This window comes from Tropicimonas sp. TH_r6 (assembly GCF_033101155.1).
Taxonomy (GTDB): domain Bacteria; phylum Pseudomonadota; class Alphaproteobacteria; order Rhodobacterales; family Rhodobacteraceae; genus Tropicimonas.
In genome coordinates, this window is the sequence record NZ_JAWMPX010000038.1 from 23476 (window position 1) to 41352 (window position 17877).

General features: G+C 63.0%; 14 protein-coding genes and 4 pseudogenes. 14 read left to right on the forward strand and 4 right to left on the reverse strand.

The annotated features are described in order from the left end of the window. Window positions 1–17 precede the first annotated feature (17 nt). Window positions 18–1016 carry an autoinducer 2 ABC transporter substrate-binding protein gene (locus R3X27_RS23075; RefSeq protein WP_317711268.1) on the reverse strand — a complete coding sequence of 333 codons (999 nt, stop codon included), beginning with the start codon at window positions 1014–1016 and terminating at the stop codon, window positions 18–20. 82 nt (window positions 1017–1098) lie between these two features. Continuing rightward, on the reverse strand, window positions 1099–2106 hold the full coding sequence (locus R3X27_RS23080; protein ID WP_317711269.1) for an ABC transporter permease: 1008 nt from the start codon (window positions 2104–2106) through the stop codon (window positions 1099–1101). A gap of 619 nt (window positions 2107–2725) precedes the next feature. Between R3X27_RS23080 and R3X27_RS23085 the strand changes: the two genes are divergently transcribed. From R3X27_RS23085 to R3X27_RS23095, 3 genes and pseudogenes are all read left to right on the forward strand, one after another. Next, complete coding sequence (locus R3X27_RS23085; protein ID WP_317711270.1) at window positions 2726–3658, forward strand: sugar phosphate isomerase/epimerase family protein; 933 nt, start codon at window positions 2726–2728, stop codon at window positions 3656–3658. Window positions 3659–3866: 208 nt separating this feature from the next. Further along, window positions 3867–4130 (forward strand): annotated as a pseudogene (locus R3X27_RS23090) (transposase); the annotation flags it as partial. A gap of 118 nt (window positions 4131–4248) precedes the next feature. After that, window positions 4249–4449, forward strand: a pseudogene (locus R3X27_RS23095) (transposase); the annotation flags it as partial. A 129-nt stretch (window positions 4450–4578) separates the two neighbouring features. Here the strand turns inward: R3X27_RS23095 and R3X27_RS23100 are convergent. Beyond that, window positions 4579–5118: pseudogene (locus R3X27_RS23100) on the reverse strand (transposase); the annotation flags it as partial. 136 nt (window positions 5119–5254) lie between these two features. On the opposite strand from R3X27_RS23100, the gene R3X27_RS23105 reads away from it, so the two are divergent. The 11 genes from R3X27_RS23105 (at window position 5255) to R3X27_RS23155 (ending at window position 16994) form a co-directional block, all read left to right on the forward strand. Continuing rightward, the gene (locus R3X27_RS23105; RefSeq protein ID WP_317711281.1) at window positions 5255–5752 is read left to right on the forward strand and encodes a helix-turn-helix domain-containing protein; all 498 of its coding nucleotides are present in this window, start codon (window positions 5255–5257) and stop codon (window positions 5750–5752) included. A gap of 121 nt (window positions 5753–5873) precedes the next feature. Continuing rightward, window positions 5874–6614: a hypothetical protein gene (locus tag R3X27_RS23110; protein WP_317711271.1), complete on the forward strand. Its 741-nt coding sequence runs from the start codon at window positions 5874–5876 to the stop codon at window positions 6612–6614. An 88-nt stretch (window positions 6615–6702) separates the two neighbouring features. Then, window positions 6703–7629 carry a hypothetical protein gene (locus R3X27_RS23115; protein WP_317711272.1) on the forward strand — a complete coding sequence of 309 codons (927 nt, stop codon included), beginning with the start codon at window positions 6703–6705 and terminating at the stop codon, window positions 7627–7629. Window positions 7630–7641: 12 nt separating this feature from the next. Further along, window positions 7642–8061 (forward strand): DUF411 domain-containing protein, encoded by a 420-nt coding sequence (locus R3X27_RS23120; RefSeq protein ID WP_317711273.1) that lies wholly within the window; start codon window positions 7642–7644, stop codon window positions 8059–8061. Then, complete coding sequence (locus R3X27_RS23125; RefSeq protein ID WP_317711274.1) at window positions 8054–8560, forward strand: cytochrome c; 507 nt, start codon at window positions 8054–8056, stop codon at window positions 8558–8560. Before R3X27_RS23120 ends, R3X27_RS23125 begins: the two co-directional genes overlap by 8 nt. Further along, a complete protein-coding gene (locus R3X27_RS23130; protein WP_317711275.1) occupies window positions 8557–9084 on the forward strand; it encodes a hypothetical protein in 528 nt (175 codons plus the stop codon). Before R3X27_RS23125 ends, R3X27_RS23130 begins: the two co-directional genes overlap by 4 nt. Before the next feature lie 42 nt (window positions 9085–9126). Continuing rightward, on the forward strand, window positions 9127–9690 hold the full coding sequence (locus tag R3X27_RS23135; RefSeq protein ID WP_317711276.1) for a cytochrome c: 564 nt from the start codon (window positions 9127–9129) through the stop codon (window positions 9688–9690). A 1-nt stretch (window position 9691) separates the two neighbouring features. Continuing rightward, on the forward strand, window positions 9692–10579 hold the full coding sequence (locus R3X27_RS23140; RefSeq protein WP_317711277.1) for a cytochrome c: 888 nt from the start codon (window positions 9692–9694) through the stop codon (window positions 10577–10579). Window positions 10580–11251: 672 nt separating this feature from the next. Continuing rightward, window positions 11252–13441 carry an efflux RND transporter periplasmic adaptor subunit gene (locus R3X27_RS23145; RefSeq protein WP_317711278.1) on the forward strand — a complete coding sequence of 730 codons (2190 nt, stop codon included), beginning with the start codon at window positions 11252–11254 and terminating at the stop codon, window positions 13439–13441. After that, window positions 13438–16626 (forward strand): CusA/CzcA family heavy metal efflux RND transporter, encoded by a 3189-nt coding sequence (locus R3X27_RS23150; RefSeq protein ID WP_317711279.1) that lies wholly within the window; start codon window positions 13438–13440, stop codon window positions 16624–16626. The genes R3X27_RS23145 and R3X27_RS23150 overlap by 4 nt, the downstream gene beginning before the upstream one ends. 26 nt (window positions 16627–16652) lie before the next feature. Further along, window positions 16653–16994: a copper-binding protein gene (locus R3X27_RS23155; protein WP_317711280.1), complete on the forward strand. Its 342-nt coding sequence runs from the start codon at window positions 16653–16655 to the stop codon at window positions 16992–16994. 240 nt (window positions 16995–17234) lie between these two features. Here R3X27_RS23155 and R3X27_RS23160 read toward each other — a convergent pair. Beyond that, a pseudogene (locus R3X27_RS23160) lies at window positions 17235–17877 on the reverse strand (IS5 family transposase); the annotation flags it as partial.

The window sequence follows — 17877 nt, forward strand, 5'->3', positions numbered from 1 at the left end:
GGCCGGGTTTCGAACCCCTAGAACGGGTATTCCTTGTAATTGGCGGCATCGACATCGACCCAGGCCTGGCCGCGCACGATGATGCCTTCGCCCGGTCCGGCGGAGACCTTGACGTTGTTGTAGCCCTGAACACCGAGATCCATGCCGTCCTTGATCTCTTCGCCCGTCACCGTCATTTTCGTCAGGATATTCATGACATAGCCGGCATCGAGCGGATCCCAGAAGGCGATGGAGTCAACCGCGCCGGTCTCGAGATAGGGGCCGGTATCCTTCGGCAGGCCAAGCCCGATCACGCAGGTCCGATCTTCGAGCCCGGCTTCCTCGACCGCGCGGCCGATGCCGATCACGTCGATCGCGGAGCCGCCCTGGAAGCCCTTGATATCCGGGTAAGTGCGCAGGATCTCCTTGGCGATTTCATAGGCACGGTTGGCGTCGTTGAAGCTCTCGTTCTTCGGCGAGACCAGCTCCATCCCCGGGAACTTGGCGGCATATTCCTCGCCACCATCGGCCCATTGCACATGGGTCAGCGAACCGAGCGAACCGACGAAGGAGGTCCACTGGCCTTCTTCGCCCATGCACTCAACGATCTGCTCGGCGAAGTGGGCCCCGAACTCGTGGTTGTCGAAGGCCTCCATATCGACCTGCGTGTTCTGCAGGTTGTCGGCCTCATGGGTGGTGATGACGATGCCGCGCTTCATGGCGCGGCGCAGGACGCCTTCAAGTGCAGAGGGGTCCATCGGCACGATGGTGATGGCATCGACGTCCTGGGCGATCAGGTCCTGGATGATTGCCGTCTGCTGGGCGGCATCCGCCTTGGCCGGGCCGACCTGCCGGGCGGTGATCCCGTCCGTATCGGCACCATACTTGTCCACGCCCTCTGCCATGCGGGTGAACCAGTTTTCGCCGGTCACCTTGACGACCGTAACAATCTCCTTGTCAGCGGCCGCGGCCGGAAGACCGATGCAGACCATGGCAAGTGCAGAGACCCCCGCCAGCAGCAGCTTCGAATGTCCCATAACGTCTTTCCTCCTCAGAGTTCTGCCCACGAATGAATTCTGGCAGGGGCGCAAGGGGCGCCACCCCGGCCTCGTCTCCCGGTCAGGCCCTCCCTGGTCGGACCGGTGTCCGAAAACGCAGATACATGCTCAGATCGACCTTCGACGCCGCGAGGAACAGGAGCAGCAGCAGCCCCCAGGCGCAGTCGCGGAAGAAGTTCGACAGGTGCATGAAGTTGAACAGGCTCGACATGAGCTGCAGCGCGCAGGCCGAGATCACGACGCAGATGACGCGCCCATAGCCGCCCTCGGGGCGCACCCCCGCCATGACGGCGATCAGGATGGCGACCATCACGTAAGAGGTCCCGTAATCCCATTTCACCGAAGATGTGCGCGCGGCGATGATGATTCCGGCCACCGAGGCCAGCATGCCGGCGATGGTGTAGGTGATGAAATACATCCGCCGCACCGGGATGCCGGCATATCGTGCGGCCACGTCGTTGCTGCCCAGCAGGAACAGCCGCATACCGTATTTCGTGTAGCGCAAGACGATGGCCAGCGCGAAGGCAACGCCGAGGAAGAGCGCAAAGCTGATCGGCACCCCCATGACCGGCAGGTTGGCGAAATCGTCCAGCGGCGGGATGTAGCCCAGCCGCAGCGCCGAGCCGCCCGTCAGCCCCACGGCGATGCCGGTGAACAGCATCTGCGTGCCGAGGGTAGCGATGATCGGCGTCAGGCCGGCATAGCCCACGAGCGTTCCATTGATGGCCCCGCCGAGGATGCCGACGATGATCGAGATTGCGGCAAAAACCCAGCAATAGAGCATCGGGGCATCGGCCGCGGTAGCGAACTGGGGCGCCAGGTTGAAGGCGATGACACCCGACAGGTTTGCCAGTGCGATCCCGGACAGGTCGATCCCGCCGCGCCCCGCTGCCATCGCGAGCATGACGCCAAGCGCCAGGAGTCCCAACTCGGAGACCTGGGTCGCCATGGATTGCATGCTGTACAGGCCGACGAATTTCGGGCCGACAAGGAACAGGGACGCAACGATCACCATCGCGTTCACCAGGGCCAGGAACCCGAGCTGCCCGTCATAGAACTTCGAAGACATGTCTCCTCCTCGGCGCTCCCGGAACTTCACGAGATCGAGCGCGGCGCCATCTCGACATAATGCATACGTTAGAATCGACTTTTACATATGTCAATCGTAAGTAGACAATTGAAGAAAAGGCTCCGCGAGCAGCTCTCAGGCGCATAGGTCGAACACTTCAGGAATGCGGCCGCGCGAAGGTCGCCACAACCGACGCGGAGGTCCGGTTGCGGGCGTGATGAGCCCAATGCGAGGCTTGTTGGGCGGATGGGGTGAAGGGAATGTCAGTCAAATCAACGCTCTGTTTCATTGAGGCGACTTCACATCAAAAGTCATCTCCTGATTGACAAAAGTGCAGTCGACGCCTAAAGTCTGAGCATGTTCCCCGGCGGCCCGATGGGTCGCCATACGGACGCACGATTGGAGTCACGGAACGAATAATGCCAAAGGCTTCGATCGCACATCCGAAGGGCGAAAGACTCAGCAAAGATATACTCGCGCTATTGCTTGAACTGCGGTTGCGCTGGCTCGACGCCCTCACCTGGACGCCGGGCAAATGTCGATCATCGATACACCCCGGCGGCTGAAAGCGCCGGGCCGGTCGATGACGATCTGGACGAAATGACAGGAGGCTTGAGACATGTCGAAATACAGATGGACCCGCGAGAACTGGCCAATCGCCTGCGCGATGATTCCCTTCGCGCCCACGCTGCCCGATGGCACGTTGGTGCAGGACGCGCCGGCGGAGGCTTGGGACGATGCGTTGGCGCAGGTCGCAGAGGAAGGCTTTACCGAACTGGACCCGACGGACAGCTGGATGCGGGTGGCCGATCTGGAGCCCTCGCGGCTCAACGAGTTCAAGGCAGTGGTCAAGCAGAACGGGTTGACCGTTCCGTCCATGTCGACCTCGCGCAAATGCGTGATCGACCCCGAGGTCGGCGACGAGATGCTGGCCTATTGCCACCGTTTCCTCGACACCGCCGCCGAACTCGGCGCTGAGGAAGTGGCGTTCGGTTTCTTTGGCCCATTCACCGAGGCACAGACGAAGGAGCTGTGGTTCTGGCTGGCCGAGGGCTACACCAATCCCGATGATCCAGCGACCTGGAAGCTGGCTGTCGAGCGCATTCAGGAACTGGCAGACCATGCGAAGGAAGTTGGCATCTCCATCGCCATGGAAATGTATGAGGACACCTATATCGGCACGCCCGAGAGCGCAGTACGCTTCGTGACGGACGTCGATCGGGACAATGTCGGCATCTGTGCCGATATAGGCAACCTCGTACGCCTGCACCGGCCGATGCCGAAGTGGAACGAGATGTTGGCCCAGGTCGCGCCCTTCATGAAGTACTGGCACGTCAAAAACTATATCCGCGACGAGGACCCGGCGACCGGCACTTACTCCTCCGCTCCGGTCCCGATCGAGTTCGGTATCATCAACTATCGCGAAGCGATCCGCATGGCGCTGGCCGAAGGCTTTGCCAGCCCGATCCTTCTGGAGAGCTATGGCGGCGACGGCCTGTCTGTTTGCGGCAAGAACCTCCAGACGCTGCGCCGCATTCTGCCGCGCGCCTGATATCGGCTCAGGCCATAAACAATTGCTGTTGCGGCCACCCTATGGGGTGGCCGTATCCACGATGTTCAAAGTATCTGTGGCCCCGATTTTGTCGCAGCAATCCCCGTAGGGGATTCATGTCGTGATTCCTGTGTGGTAGCCGAGCAGCACGAGAGGCTGGGCGACAACGACGTACAAGACCAAGAACTGGTCGGACTATAACCAAGCACTGAAGAATCGCGGTTCTCTGACGATCTGGTTCGATTCCGACATGAGTTGGGGAGCCAAACCGACTGGTAGGCGTGGTCGACAAAAACCTTGCAGCGACGCGGCGGTGCAAGCCTGCCTTGCGATGAAAGTGTAATTCGGGATGGCACTGCGCCAAATCGAGCCGTGGAAACGCCACTGGTCCGAGTGACCATGGCGAGGCGGGTTCGTCGAAAGTCTGTTGGACTTGATCGGGCTCAAGTGGTCGGTACCCGACGTCAGCACCTGTGGGACAGATTTGAGGATTTGAACGACGGAGGATTTCTGGTTCATCGTAACCTTCATGGAGTGAAGATGGACAACGAATTGAGGAATATCGGAAAACAATCCGGGGGATTGTTTTCATGACGAAGGGAATGTCGAAGCCCGCAGCTGACAAGGTGGTCAAGAATATCCGCCGCAAGACCCGTCAGGCCTATTCGGCTGAGGAGAGGATCCGCATTGTTTTGGCGGGCCTTCGTGGCGAGGAGAGCATCTCGGCGCTGTGCCGCCGCGAGGGGATTTCCGAGAGCCTGTGTTGCAATTGGTCGAAGGAGTTCCTGGAGTGAGTCAGTGAGGGCGCCATAGTTTCGTGCCCAATGGCGAGGGGATCGTGCGACATCTCCCGCGATCTGGCCGAATGGCTGGGAGATCAAAAGATGGATCACGTTCGCGGCGCGCCGTTCCATCCGCAACTCTCGCGTCAGCTCGATGATATCCTCGGTCAACCGCTCTTCATCAGGCAAACCACAAGGGACTTTGCGCTGCGTGGAGCGATGCTGCCCGAGGATGCGGCAGGCCCGGCGCTCAGATACGCCAAGGGTCTGCCGCACATGATCGATGCACCGACGGCGCCGGGAAGGGCTCAGGGGCTCCGCCCGTTCAGGCCTGAAACGGTCCACAGGACCGTTCTGAACCGGCCCTCACTCCCCGTGCAGCCTCGGCCAGGACCATCTTGTCCAGCGTCAGATCAGATACCGCACGCCTGAGCCGCTGGTTCTCCGTCTCCAACTGCTTCAGGCGCTTCAGCTGATCCCGGCTCATGCCGCCCTTCGCCATTGCCGCTCGGACCAATGGCGCGACAAGGCTCAGTCCTTGCGCCATCGGTAGTAGGTTTGCTGTGTCACGCCAATCTGACGAACGGCATCGGCAACCGAGCTGCCCTGACCTTGCAGCACCTCAACCTGTCGCAGCTTCAGCACGATCTCTTCGGGTTTGTCTCGCTTTCCAGCCATCGCTTGGTCCTCCTGAAAACGGGATAAATCTATCCCAGTTGGTGGACCACTTCATTGGGGGCACTCCATCGAGATGGAGAATGCCGTCGGCGCAATCCGAATACCCAGGGGCGGTCCGCTCCCATAGGGGCTGTCCCTGTCCCACTGGGACGAGGCATTTACGAGCGCGCTCCTGCGATTGCTGCAGGTGCTCGACAACCCGATGGACAGGGACGTCCTCGGGGAGGGCCGGCTGCGGGAACCGCACTACGCGGTGCTGAAAGGCGATGCAGGTGAGGCCGCACGACGCGCCATTGGCGTCGGCAACGAGATCGCCCGGACAACCGAGTTCCTGTCCACCCGACTGAACGAACCGGTGACCGTCGATGATATGGCAGACCAGGTGGGCATGAGCCGCGCCGTTTTCCACCGCAAATTCAAGCAAGCAACCACGATGTCGCCGATCCAGTTCGTGAAATCCATGCGCCTGAACAATGCCGCCATGCGGATCGCCGGGGACATGACCATGAACGAAGCGGCGATGGATGTGGGCTATGTGAGTTCGTCCCAGTTCAGCCGGAAGTTCAAACGCATGTACGGGCAGTCACCCCGGCACTGGAGCCAATCCCAGCATTTCCCGGCTGGTACGGCGTAAAGGACGGCTCGCTTCGCCGTTGGTTTCGATGACTTTGAGGGAAATGACACAGTGATCCCTATCTGTTCGTCGCGTCGAAAACGGCAACGAACAAGGTCGAACAAAACGCGGGTCGTTCGCATTGCAGCAGTTCAAGCCAATCGCAGCGAATGACGGTTGCCCGCGTTTTTTTGTGGATTTTTGCGTCCGCGAGGAGTGGTATTCCAGCTTCTGGCGAGAACGACGCGACCGGCCCGGAACTGCCATTCGGAGCGCTCCTGCAAATGTCTGCTCAACGCTCGCTGCGATCGAGGGTCGTTTTCAGAATGCCGCCCACGCCTCATATGCAGAAATACCGGTCATGCCGCAGCGATACGTTGATCAGCCTTGCCCTTTCAGGCAGATTCCAGAGGCCATGCCATACGAGCCCGAGAGGATCGGGTGGTCTACTCCTTGGCCGAACAACCTTGCGGATCGCACGTCGTCCCTTGCGACGATCGCTCCGTCGACATCATTCCGTCTTGCAGGCATATTTGGGCCGATGTCACTTATGGTCAGATTCCTCTTTGCCTGCATGTTTGTCGCGTTCTTCTTGGGCACGGTGGTTCAGGGCGCGGCCGGTGGAACGATGCCAATGGACATGCCCGAGGTGATGCACGCACAGATGGGTGCCCTCGACTGTGCCGACTGCGATGAGCACAGTCCGGACGGTTCGTCCGAGTGCGGCGGGCTCTGTTTCGCGGCTCAGTTGGCAGCACTGCCCGTCGAATGGGCAGACCCCGTGACCGGCAACGCCGACGCCTTTGGGTATACCGACGCAGCGTATCGCAACCGGGCAGAACCGCCGGCGCAGACCCCACCGCGAAGCCGTTCCTTGATGTGAACCGCCGCGCCGGACCCCGGCGCTTGTGACGAGATCGATTGCGCATCTGCGCCGACGTCTCGTCATCCCCATCCATGGACAACGGAAAATGACAGATTTCAAAGAACTTCGGCTCGACAGGCGCGCCTTCATGGGGGGTGTCATGGGAGCCTCAATCCTGGGAACGACGCCGGCATTGGGGGCAGCAACGCCGGCCGGGGCTCGCGCAGTCGCGTTCACGGGCAGCGGCGCAGTCGCCATTGGCGATGCCTTTCTGACCAGCGAGGACGGCGGGGTCAGCTGGCGCCAGGGCGCCCGACCGGACCGCAAACTGGTGGCACTCGCGACGCATCCCGAGCGGCCGAACCGCCTGATCGTCGCACTCGAAGACGGCGGCGTGGCGGTTTCGCACAACGAGGGCAAGCGCCTTGTCCCAGCCGGACGGGGGCTGCCCGCGACCGAGATCGGGGCACTTGCCACCGCCGCACGGCTGCCGGACACGCTCTACGCCGCCATCCCCGGTGACGGTCTCTGGCGCAGCGAGGATGCCGGTGAAAGCTGGGACTTCGTGATGGACCGCCCCTTCATCGCCGGAGAAGAGCAAGACGTGCTCAGCCTGGCTTCGGTCGACCTGGCCAGCGGGATGGGCGGCATTTGGCTCTATGGCGGTTCGACGGGCGGGCTGCAACGCGTCCCCGACTGTTTCTGCCGATGGCAGGACGTGCAGCCTGAACACGCGCTGGACGCCCTGGTCGACGGCGCCACAGTGCCCGATACGGTCCCGCTTCCGTCCGGCGAGCCCGTTCGGGCCCTCATATCGTCGCCCGCGGCGCCGAACCGTCTCTGGGCCGCCCTACCTTCTGGTATCTGGGCCAGCGCCGATGCCGGCCTGATCTGGGGCAAGGCAAATTCGCTCGTTGCCACCACCCTTGCCAGCGACCCGACCAATCCCGACACCCTGATCGCGGCCAGCCCCGAGGGGCTTTGGCACAGCCGAGACGCCGGCCTGTCCTGGGCGACCTCCACGATCCTCTGAAGGAAAAATCCGATGAAAAAAAGCACCCTTGCAATCCTTGCCCTGATCGCAACGCCCGCCCTTGCCGCCGATCCCGTCACCGTCTATCGCGACCCGAGCTGTGGCTGTTGCAGTCTCTGGGCGGAATACATGGAAGACCGTGGCTACGACGTGGAGATTGTCGACGACACCAATGTCGCCCGGCGGGCGATGGCGGCTGGCGTTCCCGAGCAGGGGTTGTCCTGCCACCATTCAGAGATCGGCGGCTACGAGGTTCACGGCCATGTGCCCGAGGAAGTCATCGCGCGGTTGCTGGCGGAGCGGCCGGCGATCACCGGGCTGATCCTGCCCGGCATGCCGCAGAATTCTCCCGGAATGGCGCGTGAGAAATACGGGACACTCAAGGTCTATTCCTATGGACCGAGGGGGATAGAGGTCTACTCGAATGAGTGAAGGCCATCCCGCGAAAGGGTCAGAAGGGCGGAGGGCGGCGGGTCTGCTGGCCGCCGCCACCCTGGCCGCAACAAGCGCCTCGGGTGCTGCCACCGGCAGCCCGGTGGAGGTGACCTTTCTCGGCGCTCCTTCCAGCGCCGAGACGATTGCCGCCGGCGAAGTGCTCTATGCAGAGCATTGTGCCGCCTGTCACGGCGAGAACCGGGAGGGCCAGCCGGACTGGCGCAGGCGCCTCGACACGGGGCGCATGCCGGCACCGCCACAGGACGGCTCCGGCCACTCCTTTACCCATTCCGACGCGCATCTCTTCGCGATGACGAAATCGGGGATCGAGGCGGTGGTGCCCGGTTACGAGAGCGACATGCCGGCCTTCGAGGACATTCTCGGAGATGCCGAGATCATCGCCATCCTGTCCTTCGTCAAGGCGAACTGGCCCGAGGCGAAACGCATCTTCCAGGCAGGACTGCCCGGCATGGACACAGGGACGTCCGGGCAATGATGCGCGCGAGCGCCCATCTCCCCGGCATGGCTTTCGATGCCGTTGCCTTGCTCCACCGGAACGCAGGTCGATATCGAACTTGCCCGCTCGTCGCGAATCCGCTGTTGACCTTCCAGCACTGGAGGGACGGCAAATACGGGATGGCTGCGGGAGAACGGAATCCGATGATTGGTCGCGACTGGAACACAACCATCTGGTACCGCGCTCTGATGCTGGTGCTCGTTTGCGTCGTGATCGCGCCACAAGTGTTGCTGCCAGCCCTCTCTCAGGCTGACGATCACCATGTTGCGGCGCCATTCGAAGAGCCGCAAGGCGCAGACCATCACCATTCGAACACGACCGAGGGCGACGTCACTGCAACCTGTCATATCGGGTTCGACTGCCATTTGCAGGCCATCGTCGAAATCCACGGGATGCCGTTTCCGCCTGCCGACCTCGACGGGCAAGAGTTCCTGCCACGCGGGCGTATCGAGCCAGGCATCGAGCACGGCTTTGATCCACCACCACCGCGCGTCATGTCCTGACCCGAGATCGATTTGACAACAGGACAACACAGGACAAGACCTATGAAACTGAAACGAAATCTGAGCGCTGCAACCGGCATCACTCTCATCGCGGCAGCGGCCTTTGCCCACGGCGGGGCGACGGGCATTGTCAAGGAACGCATGGAGGGGATGTCCGCCATCGCAGAGGTCGTGAAAGCGCTTGCGCCGATGATGCAGGGCACCGCGCCCTATGATCGGGATGCCGTGCGTTCTGGCGCGGCAACGATCGCCGCCCATGCCGGCGAGGCCATGACATCCAAATTCCCGGAAGGGACCGGTGGTGCCCCCTCGGAGGCCAGACCCGAGATCTGGCAGGACTGGGAGACCTTCACCGGGCTTGCGCAACAGCTTGAGATCTTTGCCGAGGGCCTGGAACGCGCCGCGGAAAACGGTGTCGGCGGCATGCCGGCGCAAGGCGGCATGATGGGCGGCCAGGGAATGATGGGTGGACAGGGCATGATGGGCGGTGGTGCGCCGATGATGAGTGCCGAACATATCGGCCAGATGCCTGCCGGCATGGCCTTTGCCATGGTCAGCCAGGCTTGCACGGCCTGCCACACAAGGTTCCGCACCGAGGAGAAGTGACATGCTGGCTCTGCTGCGCAGCGCGGCAATCCTCGCGATGGCAGGCGGGGCAATTGTGCTCGGCCTGGTGTTCTGGCCGGTCGGAACGCCCCCCGCCCCGATCGAATTGACCGGAGACGTGAACCGCGGCGCCTATCTCGCACGGGCCGGCGGTTGTATCGCCTGTCATACCGACGTCGCGAGTGGCGCCGCGCCACTGGCGGGAGGGGCTCCGCTGAAGACGCCGTTCGGCGCCTTCTATCCACCCAACCTGACCACAGATCCTGACCTTGGCATTGGCGACTGGACAGCCGAAGACTTCGCAAAGGCGGTGCGGCAGGGGATTTCGCCAAAAGGCGAGCCATACTTCCCGACCTTCCCTTACCCGTTCTACGCGAATTTCTCCGATCAGGAGATCGCCGATCTGTGGGCCGCCTTTCAGACCGTTCCGGCGGTGCCCGAGCCCAGTCCGGAGCATGAGGCACCATTTCCGGTCAACCAGAGATGGACCCTCAAGCTCTGGCGGGCCATGTTCCTGACCCGTCCAGAAACGGATCCCGTCGATGGCAGGAGCACCGCCTGGAATCGGGGACGCGAACTGGTGCGGGGCGCGGCGCATTGCGGGGCCTGTCATACGCCCCGAAACCTTGCGGGCGCGCGTTCGAGAGACGCGGCCTTCTCCGGCAACGAGGATCTCCCCGGGGGAGACACCGCGCCCTCCCTCCGACCAGCCGATCTCCGCGCCAGAAGCTGGACGGTTGAAAACCTTGCCTTCGCGCTCCGTACGGGCCTCATGCCGGACGGAGACTCGTTCGGCGGCAGCATGGGCGAAGTGGTTCAGGGAGGAACAGCCTTTCTGAGCGACGCGGACCTGACCGCGATGGCAACCTATGTGCTTGATTCCGATTGACACCGACCGCGGGCCGAAACCGGCCCGCGGATACCCGACCGGAACGGCCCATTCGCCCGCCTTGTGCCGAATCCGGCCTGCCTTTCCGGGCGCTACCCAACCTTCTGGCAAACGCCTTTTCCACGCGCTGATCGCGAGAATGTTTGTTGTCCGATCAGCCTGCCCGATATAGACGCGTCCCGTGACAAAGATGGCACTCCAGACCGCCACAAGGCGCATCATTACCCTGATCACCTGCTTGACGCTGGTGATCGGGAGCCTGTCCTTTGTCTTCGGCGGAGCGCAGCACACCGCTCACGCGGCCAGCGCGGTCACGCAGCAATCGGCAGCACCGGCAGAAACCCACACCGGGCACGCGGCGCATCATGCGGCGGAAACGCGTGCCGCCTCCGAGCACTGCCCTTCGGACAGGGTGCAAGAATCAGCCTGCCATTTCGCGGGATGTTGCCCTGCGGAGCTGCAACCGGCGTACCTTTTGGCACCCAATTCCGTCGCACGCAGCGCCAGCCTGCGCCCGGTGGCGACAAGTTCCGTAAAGCTGCAGGCAGCCTCTCTGCCAGAACGCCCTCCCCGGTCCCTCTGACATCGCAGCTGCGACCCTGAACACAGGGTTCGTGGCCAAATTGTTGTCTTTGGGCCGATCGAACAGGGATCGGCCGTCTGGAGGTCGTGATGCGCGGACGTTATGCGGCGCTTAGTATTCTTGCCCTCGCCGGGGGCATGGCCGGTGGAATCTATCTCGAGCGGCTCTACCTCAATCCCGTGGCCACAAATGGCTCCGACGGGCCGGAAATCCTCTACTGGGTCGCGCCGATGGATGCGAATTTCCGGCGCGACGCGCCGGGCAAGTCCCCGATGGGAATGGACCTGATCCCAGTCTATGCCGGGCAGGAACCTTCGGGCGACCCCGGGGAGGTCATGTTGAGCGCGGCCGAGATCAATGCGATCGGTGTGCGAACCGCGCTGGCACAGGTGACCGATGTCGCGCAGCGCATCGAGACCGTGGGCTTCGTCGGCTATGACGAGCACCGGACGAGCCACGTCCATACCCGCGTGGAAGGCTGGATCGAACGCCTTGAAGTCCGTGCCGTGGGAGACCGGATCGAAAAGGGCCAGGTATTGTTTGACCTGTTCTCGCCGTTGGTGGCGGCAGCGACAGGAGACCTCGTCCGGGCGCTCGACGACCGCGACCCCCGCATCCTCGACTCCGCCCGCAACAAGCTGCTGAGCCACGGGATGTCGCCCCGCCAGATGGCCGAGATCGAGCAGAGCCGGGAGCTGGCACGTAATATCGAGATCGAGGCGCCACAGGACGGTGTCGTGATCTCGCTCGAGGCGGCGGACGGCATGTTCCTTCAGCCGGGAACCCGTGCTTTCTCCGTTGCGGAGTTGAGCAGCGTCTGGCTGATCGTGGATGTGTTCGAGCGTGATATCGCCCGCCTTTCCAAAGATATGCGCGCCGTGGCCCGGTTCGAGCACCTTCCGGGCCGCAGCTTCGAGGGCGAGATCGACTACGTCTATCCGGAGCTCGACCCGCGCACCCGTACCTTGCCCGTACGCTTGAGCTTCGACAACGCCGAGGGCCTGCTGCGCCCGGGCATGTTTGGAAGCGTGAGCCTCGTGCCGGAAACCAGCCACCAGGTTCTGACCGTCCCCTCCGAGGCCGTCATCCGCACCGGCGCGGCCGAACGCGTCATTCTGAAGACAGGCGAAGGCACGTTCCGGCCGCGCCTCGTCACAACCGGGCTGCGCGACAGTTTCGGCGAAGGTGGACGCACCGAGATCCTGCAGGGGTTGGCCCCGGGCGAGGAGGTAGTCGCATCGGCGCAGTTCCTTATCGACAGCGAGAGCGCCCTGAGCGCCGGTTTCATGCGGATGGCGCCGACCGAACAGGAACCGGCGCGTGGCACCGGAACATTGATCGCGCTTGATCGGGAAAACCGGCTGGCAACTGTGAGCCATGACGCGCTGGAGAGCCTCGACTGGCCCGCCATAACCTCCCGGTTCCCGGTGCGGGCAGACGTGCCGCTCGACCGGCTTGAAGAGGGCGAGAAGGTTGCATTCAGGGCTGCGCGCGGCGCGGATGGACGTCTTGGGCTGCTGGAACTCGTGCCCGACAATGGAGTCGCGGCCACCGGGACCGGCATGGCACTTGCGGTCACGCCGGACGGCAAACTGACGCTGAAACATGATCCGATACCGGAGCTCGGCTGGCCGGCGATGCAGATGGACCTGTCCGTATCCGGTCTGGATCCGGCCACGGTTCCGGTCGAGGCGCCTATCGCGTTCGACCTGGCAAAGGACGAGGCCGGAATGTTCTCGGTCATCGCTGTCCGCGCAATCGGCGATGCGGTGCCCGCGTCCACCGAACCCGCTCAACCCGAGGCGGCACCGCCCATCGTCGTCGCCGGCACCATCCTGTCCGTCGATAGCGCTGCCCGCATGGCCACGGTCACACATGGCCCGATGAAGGAAATCGGGATGCCCGGCATGACCATGGATTTTGCCGTCGATCCGGCGCTGGATCCTGCCACGCTGGTCACCGGCAACGAGATGACGCTCACCTTCGCCCGGCCGGACGGCATGACGATGGTGCTGGCTGAAGCCGCGCCCCTCATGCCTCCCATGGAAGTGTCGGGGCTGATCAACTCGGTCGACCCGGACGCGCGGACAGCGAACGTCACCCATGGCCCCATGACCGAGATCGGCATGCCCGGCATGACGATGGATTTCGCCATCGCCGATCGCGTCGATCCGGCCGACCTGCCTGTTGGCGCGGAGTTGACACTCCTGCTCGATCGCAACCCCGATTTCTCCATGACGCTTGTCGGCGTCGCTGCCGCGGAAAGCCTGACGCAATGATCGCTGCAATCATCCGCGCGTCGATCGCAAACCGGTTCGTCATCGTGGCGCTGGCCGTCATGATGGCCGCCGCCGGGATATGGGCAATCCGTGAGACACCGGTCGACGCGATCCCCGACCTTTCGGACGTGCAGGTCATCGTCCGCACGCCCTATGCCGGACAGGCGCCGCAGGTCGTCGAGAACCAGATCACCTATCCGCTCGCCACCGCGATGCTCTCGGTGCCGGGCGCGAAGGACGTGCGCGGCTTCTCTTTCTTTGGCGACAGCTTTGTCTACGTCGTATTCGAAGATGGAACGGACCTTTACTGGGCGCGATCCCGCGTTCTGGAATATCTCGGCCAGATCACCGGCAGCCTGCCTGAGGGGGTCTCGCCGCAACTCGGGCCGGACGCGACCGGCGTTGGCTGGATCTATCAATACGCGCTGATCGACCGGACCGGGACGCACGACCTCGCGCAGCTTCGGACATTGCAGGACTGGTTCCTGAAATACGAGCTCCAGGCTGTCGAAGGCGTGTCGGAGGTCGCCACGATCGGCGGAATGGTCAAACAGTACCAGGTGGTCGTCGATCCCAACAAGCTGCGCGCCTACGACATCACGCTCGATCAGCTCGCCAATGCCATTCGGTCGGCCAACCGGGAGACCGGCGGCAGCGTGATCGAGATGGGCGAGGCCGAGTTCATGGTGCGGTCGTCGGGCTATATCGACGAGCTGGCCGATCTCGCCAGCGCTCCCCTGATGGTCAACGAGCGCGGCGCGGCGCTCACCCTGGGGGACGTGGCCGATATCCGGCTCGGACCCGAGATGCGCCGCGGCGTCGGCGAACTCGACGGCGAGGGGGATGCCGTTGGCGGCGTTGTCATCCTTCGCTGGGGCGGCAATGCGCTCGCCACGATCAAGGCGGTGGAGGCGCGCATCGAGGAACTGCGCCCGAACCTGCCCGAGGGCGTCGAACTCGTCACGACCTATGATCGCTCCGGCGTCATCGAGCGCGCCATCGAGAACCTGCAGAAGAAGCTGACGGAGGAGTTCATCGTCGTCGTGCTCGTCTGTGCAGCGTTCCTGCTGCACCTGCGCTCTTCGCTGGTGATCCTGCTGTCGCTTCCGCTCGGGATCTTCGCGGCGTTCATCCTGATGAAGGCGCAAGGGGTGAATGCCAACATCATGTCGCTGGGCGGCATCGCCATCGCGATCGGCGCGATGGTCGATGCCTCGATCGTCATGATCGAGGCAATGCACCGAAGACTCGAAAAGGAGAGGCTGACCGCCGAAAACCGTTGGCGGATCGTGCAGGAATGCGCCTCCGAGGTCGGACCGGCGCTTTTCTATTCGCTGGCGATCATCACCGTCAGCTTCCTCCCGGTCTTTGTCCTGGAGAACCAGGAAGGACGCCTGTTTCAGCCACTCGCCTATACCAAGACCTACGCGATGGCGGCCGCGGCGATCCTGTCGATCACGCTCGTGCCGGTGCTGATGGGCTATTTCGTGCGCGGGCGGATAATTCCCGAACGCAAGAACCCGCTGAACCGCGCTGTCGTGTTCGCCTACCGCCCGTTTCTCGACGCGGCCATCGCCTGGCCCTGGGCGACGACCGTGCTCGCGGCCGCCGTGGTCGCCTCGATGTGGTACCCGCTCCAACGCCTTGGCTCGGAGTTCATGCCCGAGCTGAACGAGGGCGACTTCCTCTACATGCCGTCGCTCTATCCCGGTGTCTCGATCGGCAAGGCGCGCGAAGTGCTCCAGCAGACCGACCGCCTGATTGCCACCGTCCCCGAGGTCGAGACCGTGCATGGCAAACTTGGCCGGGCCGATACCGCCACGGATCCCGCGCCGCTGACGATGATCGAGACCACGATCCAGCTGAAGCCGGAAAGTGAATGGCGCCCCGGCATGACGATGGAAGGGATTCGTGCCGAGCTGGACCGGGTCGTTCAGGTGCCTGGTGTGACCAATGTCTGGATCCAGCCGATCAAGAACCGGATCGACATGCTGGCGACCGGCATCAAGACGCCGGTTGGCGTAAAGATCACGGGTGCGGATCTGACACAGATCGAACGGATCGGTATTGCCGTCGAGGATGCCGTGCGCGGGATCGACGGAACCACCTCTGCCTATGCCGAGCGGCCTGTCGGGGGGCGATTCATCGAGATCGACGTCAACCGTGCGGCCGCGGCCCGCTACATGATGAGCGTGCAGGACGTGCAGAACGTCGTGCAGACCGCTATCGGCGGCATGCAGGTCTCGGAATCCGTCGAAGGGCTCGAACGGTTCCCGATCAACCTGCGCTATCCGCAATCTTGGCGCGACAGCCCGGAGCGGCTGGAAACGCTGCCTGTGGTCACACCATCGGGCGCCCATGTCCCGCTCGCCGCTCTGGCGGAGATCCACATCGTTGACGGCCCGGGCATGATCCGCTCCGAGAACGCGCGGCGGACCGGGTTCGTCTTCATCGACATCGCCGGGCGAGACCTCGGCAGCTACGTCGCCGAAGCACGGGCACAAGTTGCCGAGCAGGTCACCTTGCCGCCGGGCTATGCACTAAGCTGGTCCGGCCAGTACGAGTATATCGAGCGGATGCAGGAGCGTCTCGCCATCGTCGCCCCGGCGACCCTGCTCATCATCACGCTGATGCTGTTCATGGCCTTCAACCGCGTGATCGAGGTGGGGATCATCCTCGCAGCACTACCGGTTGCGCTGTCGGGAGGCGTCTGGTTCCTGTGGTATCTCGGCTTCGATACCTCTGTGGCGGTTCTGGTCGGCTTCATCGCACTGGCGGGGGTCGCGGTCGAGACAGCCATCGTGATGCTGCTCTACCTGAATCTCTCATGGGAAAAGAGGCGCAAGCTTGCGCAGGGTGAAGGGCGCAGGCTCGACAGGAACGATATCGAGGAAGCCGTTTTCGAAGGTGCCGTGCTGCGCGTGCGCCCGAAAGTGATGACGGTTGCGACGATATTCGCGGCGCTGATTCCGATCATGTACGGCACCGGCACCGGGTCCGAGATCATGCAGCGGATCGCGGCTCCCATGATCGGCGGCATGGTCACGGCGACGATCCTGACGCTTTTCGTCATCCCCGCGATTTTCGTGATCTGGAAACAGCTCGCGCTTCCTCGCGTCAATCGGGAGATCGCCTCTTCCACTCCGACCCACCCATCCGGCCTGGCGCCTGTCCCGGCCGAGTAACCATCCATAAACCTGAAAGGACGCTCATGAAGACCCTTGTTCAAACCCTGACCATCCTCGCCCTCTCGGCCGGCGCCGCGCTCGCACAAGCGTCGCACGGAATGGACCACGCCAACATGCCGATGACCGACCAGCAGATGGAGGGTGCGGTTCATGCCGCGGCCACCATCAACGAAATCGGAGACGGCACGGCAAATGTCAGCCATGGCCCGATCCCCGAGATCGGATGGCCGGCCATGACGATGGACCTGCCGCTTCTGGAGGGCGCCGAAATGATGGGCGAGGCCTCACCCGGCGACGAGGTCACGCTGATGCTGATCAAGGGAGATGACGGCATGTACGCCATCGGAGCGATCATGCCGAACTGATGACACGACGCGGCGGCCGATGCGCTTGCATGAGCCGCCGCGAAATTTCCGGGACCCGGTCGAGCGGACCTGCGTATGCCTGCAAGCTTCCGCTCGATCAAGGTGTCGCGAAAGGCGTTGGCGTCCTTCTTGGTGTAAGCAGTGATATCCTTATCGCCACAGGTGGCGATCACGTAGCCACAGGACGGCTCTGTTGCACAAAACGAGTCTACGTCGGACGCCCCCTTTCCCCGAACGGACTTATCCTACGGTCTCGGTTACAGGGATTCCGAGGGCGGTGTAGCCGTTGAGCACGGCAATACGAATTTAGAGTTCGGCAACCTGGCGGTAGAAGTCCCGCGCCAAGAGGCGCTGGCCCAGTAGTTTCACACAATGCATCCACTGACCGACAGGGGTTTGCTTGCAAACCATGAGAGGGATTGTTTCGACGCGGCTCCCGCGGTGATATCCGGTCCATCGTCGCCAGATGGCCCGGCCCAGATACTTCGACGCGCGTAGAGCCTCATTTCGAGCTACAGCTCCGGCAGTTGTGGGCTTCCAGAACCGGGCATTCTTTCGAGGCGGAGTGACCGCGTCAGCCCCACGATCCGCGATGGCGTCGTGGCAGTTGCGGGTGTCGTAGGCACCGTCGGCAGTCACCGAACCGATGACTTCATCCACTGGGATCTGATCGAGCAGTTCCGACAACATAGGCGCATCGCCGATGTTACTACCGGTGATCTCGACCGCCCGCACTTCCAGCGTTTGCTCGTCAATCCCGAGGTGGATCTTGCGCCATATGCGGCGCTTCGGGCCGCCGTGCTTGCGCGCGTTCCACTCGCCTTCGCCCTCGGCCTTGACGCCGGTGCTGTCGATCAGCGGGTTCAGCGGGCCATCGCCGCCA

Bases quoted from the DNA above. Each gene is read 5' to 3' on its own strand.
- R3X27_RS23080 (WP_317711269.1), bottom strand. From the start codon at position 2,106: ATGTCTTCGAAGTTCTATGACGGGCAGCTCGGGTTCCTGGCCCTGGTG.
- R3X27_RS23075 (WP_317711268.1), bottom strand. From the start codon at position 1,016: ATGGGACATTCGAAGCTGCTGCTGGCGGGGGTCTCTGCACTTGCCATG.
- R3X27_RS23120 (WP_317711273.1), top strand. From the start codon at position 7,642: ATGAAAAAAAGCACCCTTGCAATCCTTGCCCTGATCGCAACGCCCGCC.
- R3X27_RS23140 (WP_317711277.1), top strand. From the start codon at position 9,692: ATGCTGGCTCTGCTGCGCAGCGCGGCAATCCTCGCGATGGCAGGCGGG.
- R3X27_RS23125 (WP_317711274.1), top strand. From the start codon at position 8,054: ATGAGTGAAGGCCATCCCGCGAAAGGGTCAGAAGGGCGGAGGGCGGCG.
- R3X27_RS23130 (WP_317711275.1), top strand. From the start codon at position 8,557: ATGATGCGCGCGAGCGCCCATCTCCCCGGCATGGCTTTCGATGCCGTT.
- R3X27_RS23115 (WP_317711272.1), top strand. From the start codon at position 6,703: ATGACAGATTTCAAAGAACTTCGGCTCGACAGGCGCGCCTTCATGGGG.
- R3X27_RS23150 (WP_317711279.1), top strand. From the start codon at position 13,438: ATGATCGCTGCAATCATCCGCGCGTCGATCGCAAACCGGTTCGTCATC.
- R3X27_RS23085 (WP_317711270.1), top strand. From the start codon at position 2,726: ATGTCGAAATACAGATGGACCCGCGAGAACTGGCCAATCGCCTGCGCG.
- R3X27_RS23155 (WP_317711280.1), top strand. From the start codon at position 16,653: ATGAAGACCCTTGTTCAAACCCTGACCATCCTCGCCCTCTCGGCCGGC.
- R3X27_RS23135 (WP_317711276.1), top strand. From the start codon at position 9,127: ATGAAACTGAAACGAAATCTGAGCGCTGCAACCGGCATCACTCTCATC.
- R3X27_RS23145 (WP_317711278.1), top strand. From the start codon at position 11,252: ATGCGCGGACGTTATGCGGCGCTTAGTATTCTTGCCCTCGCCGGGGGC.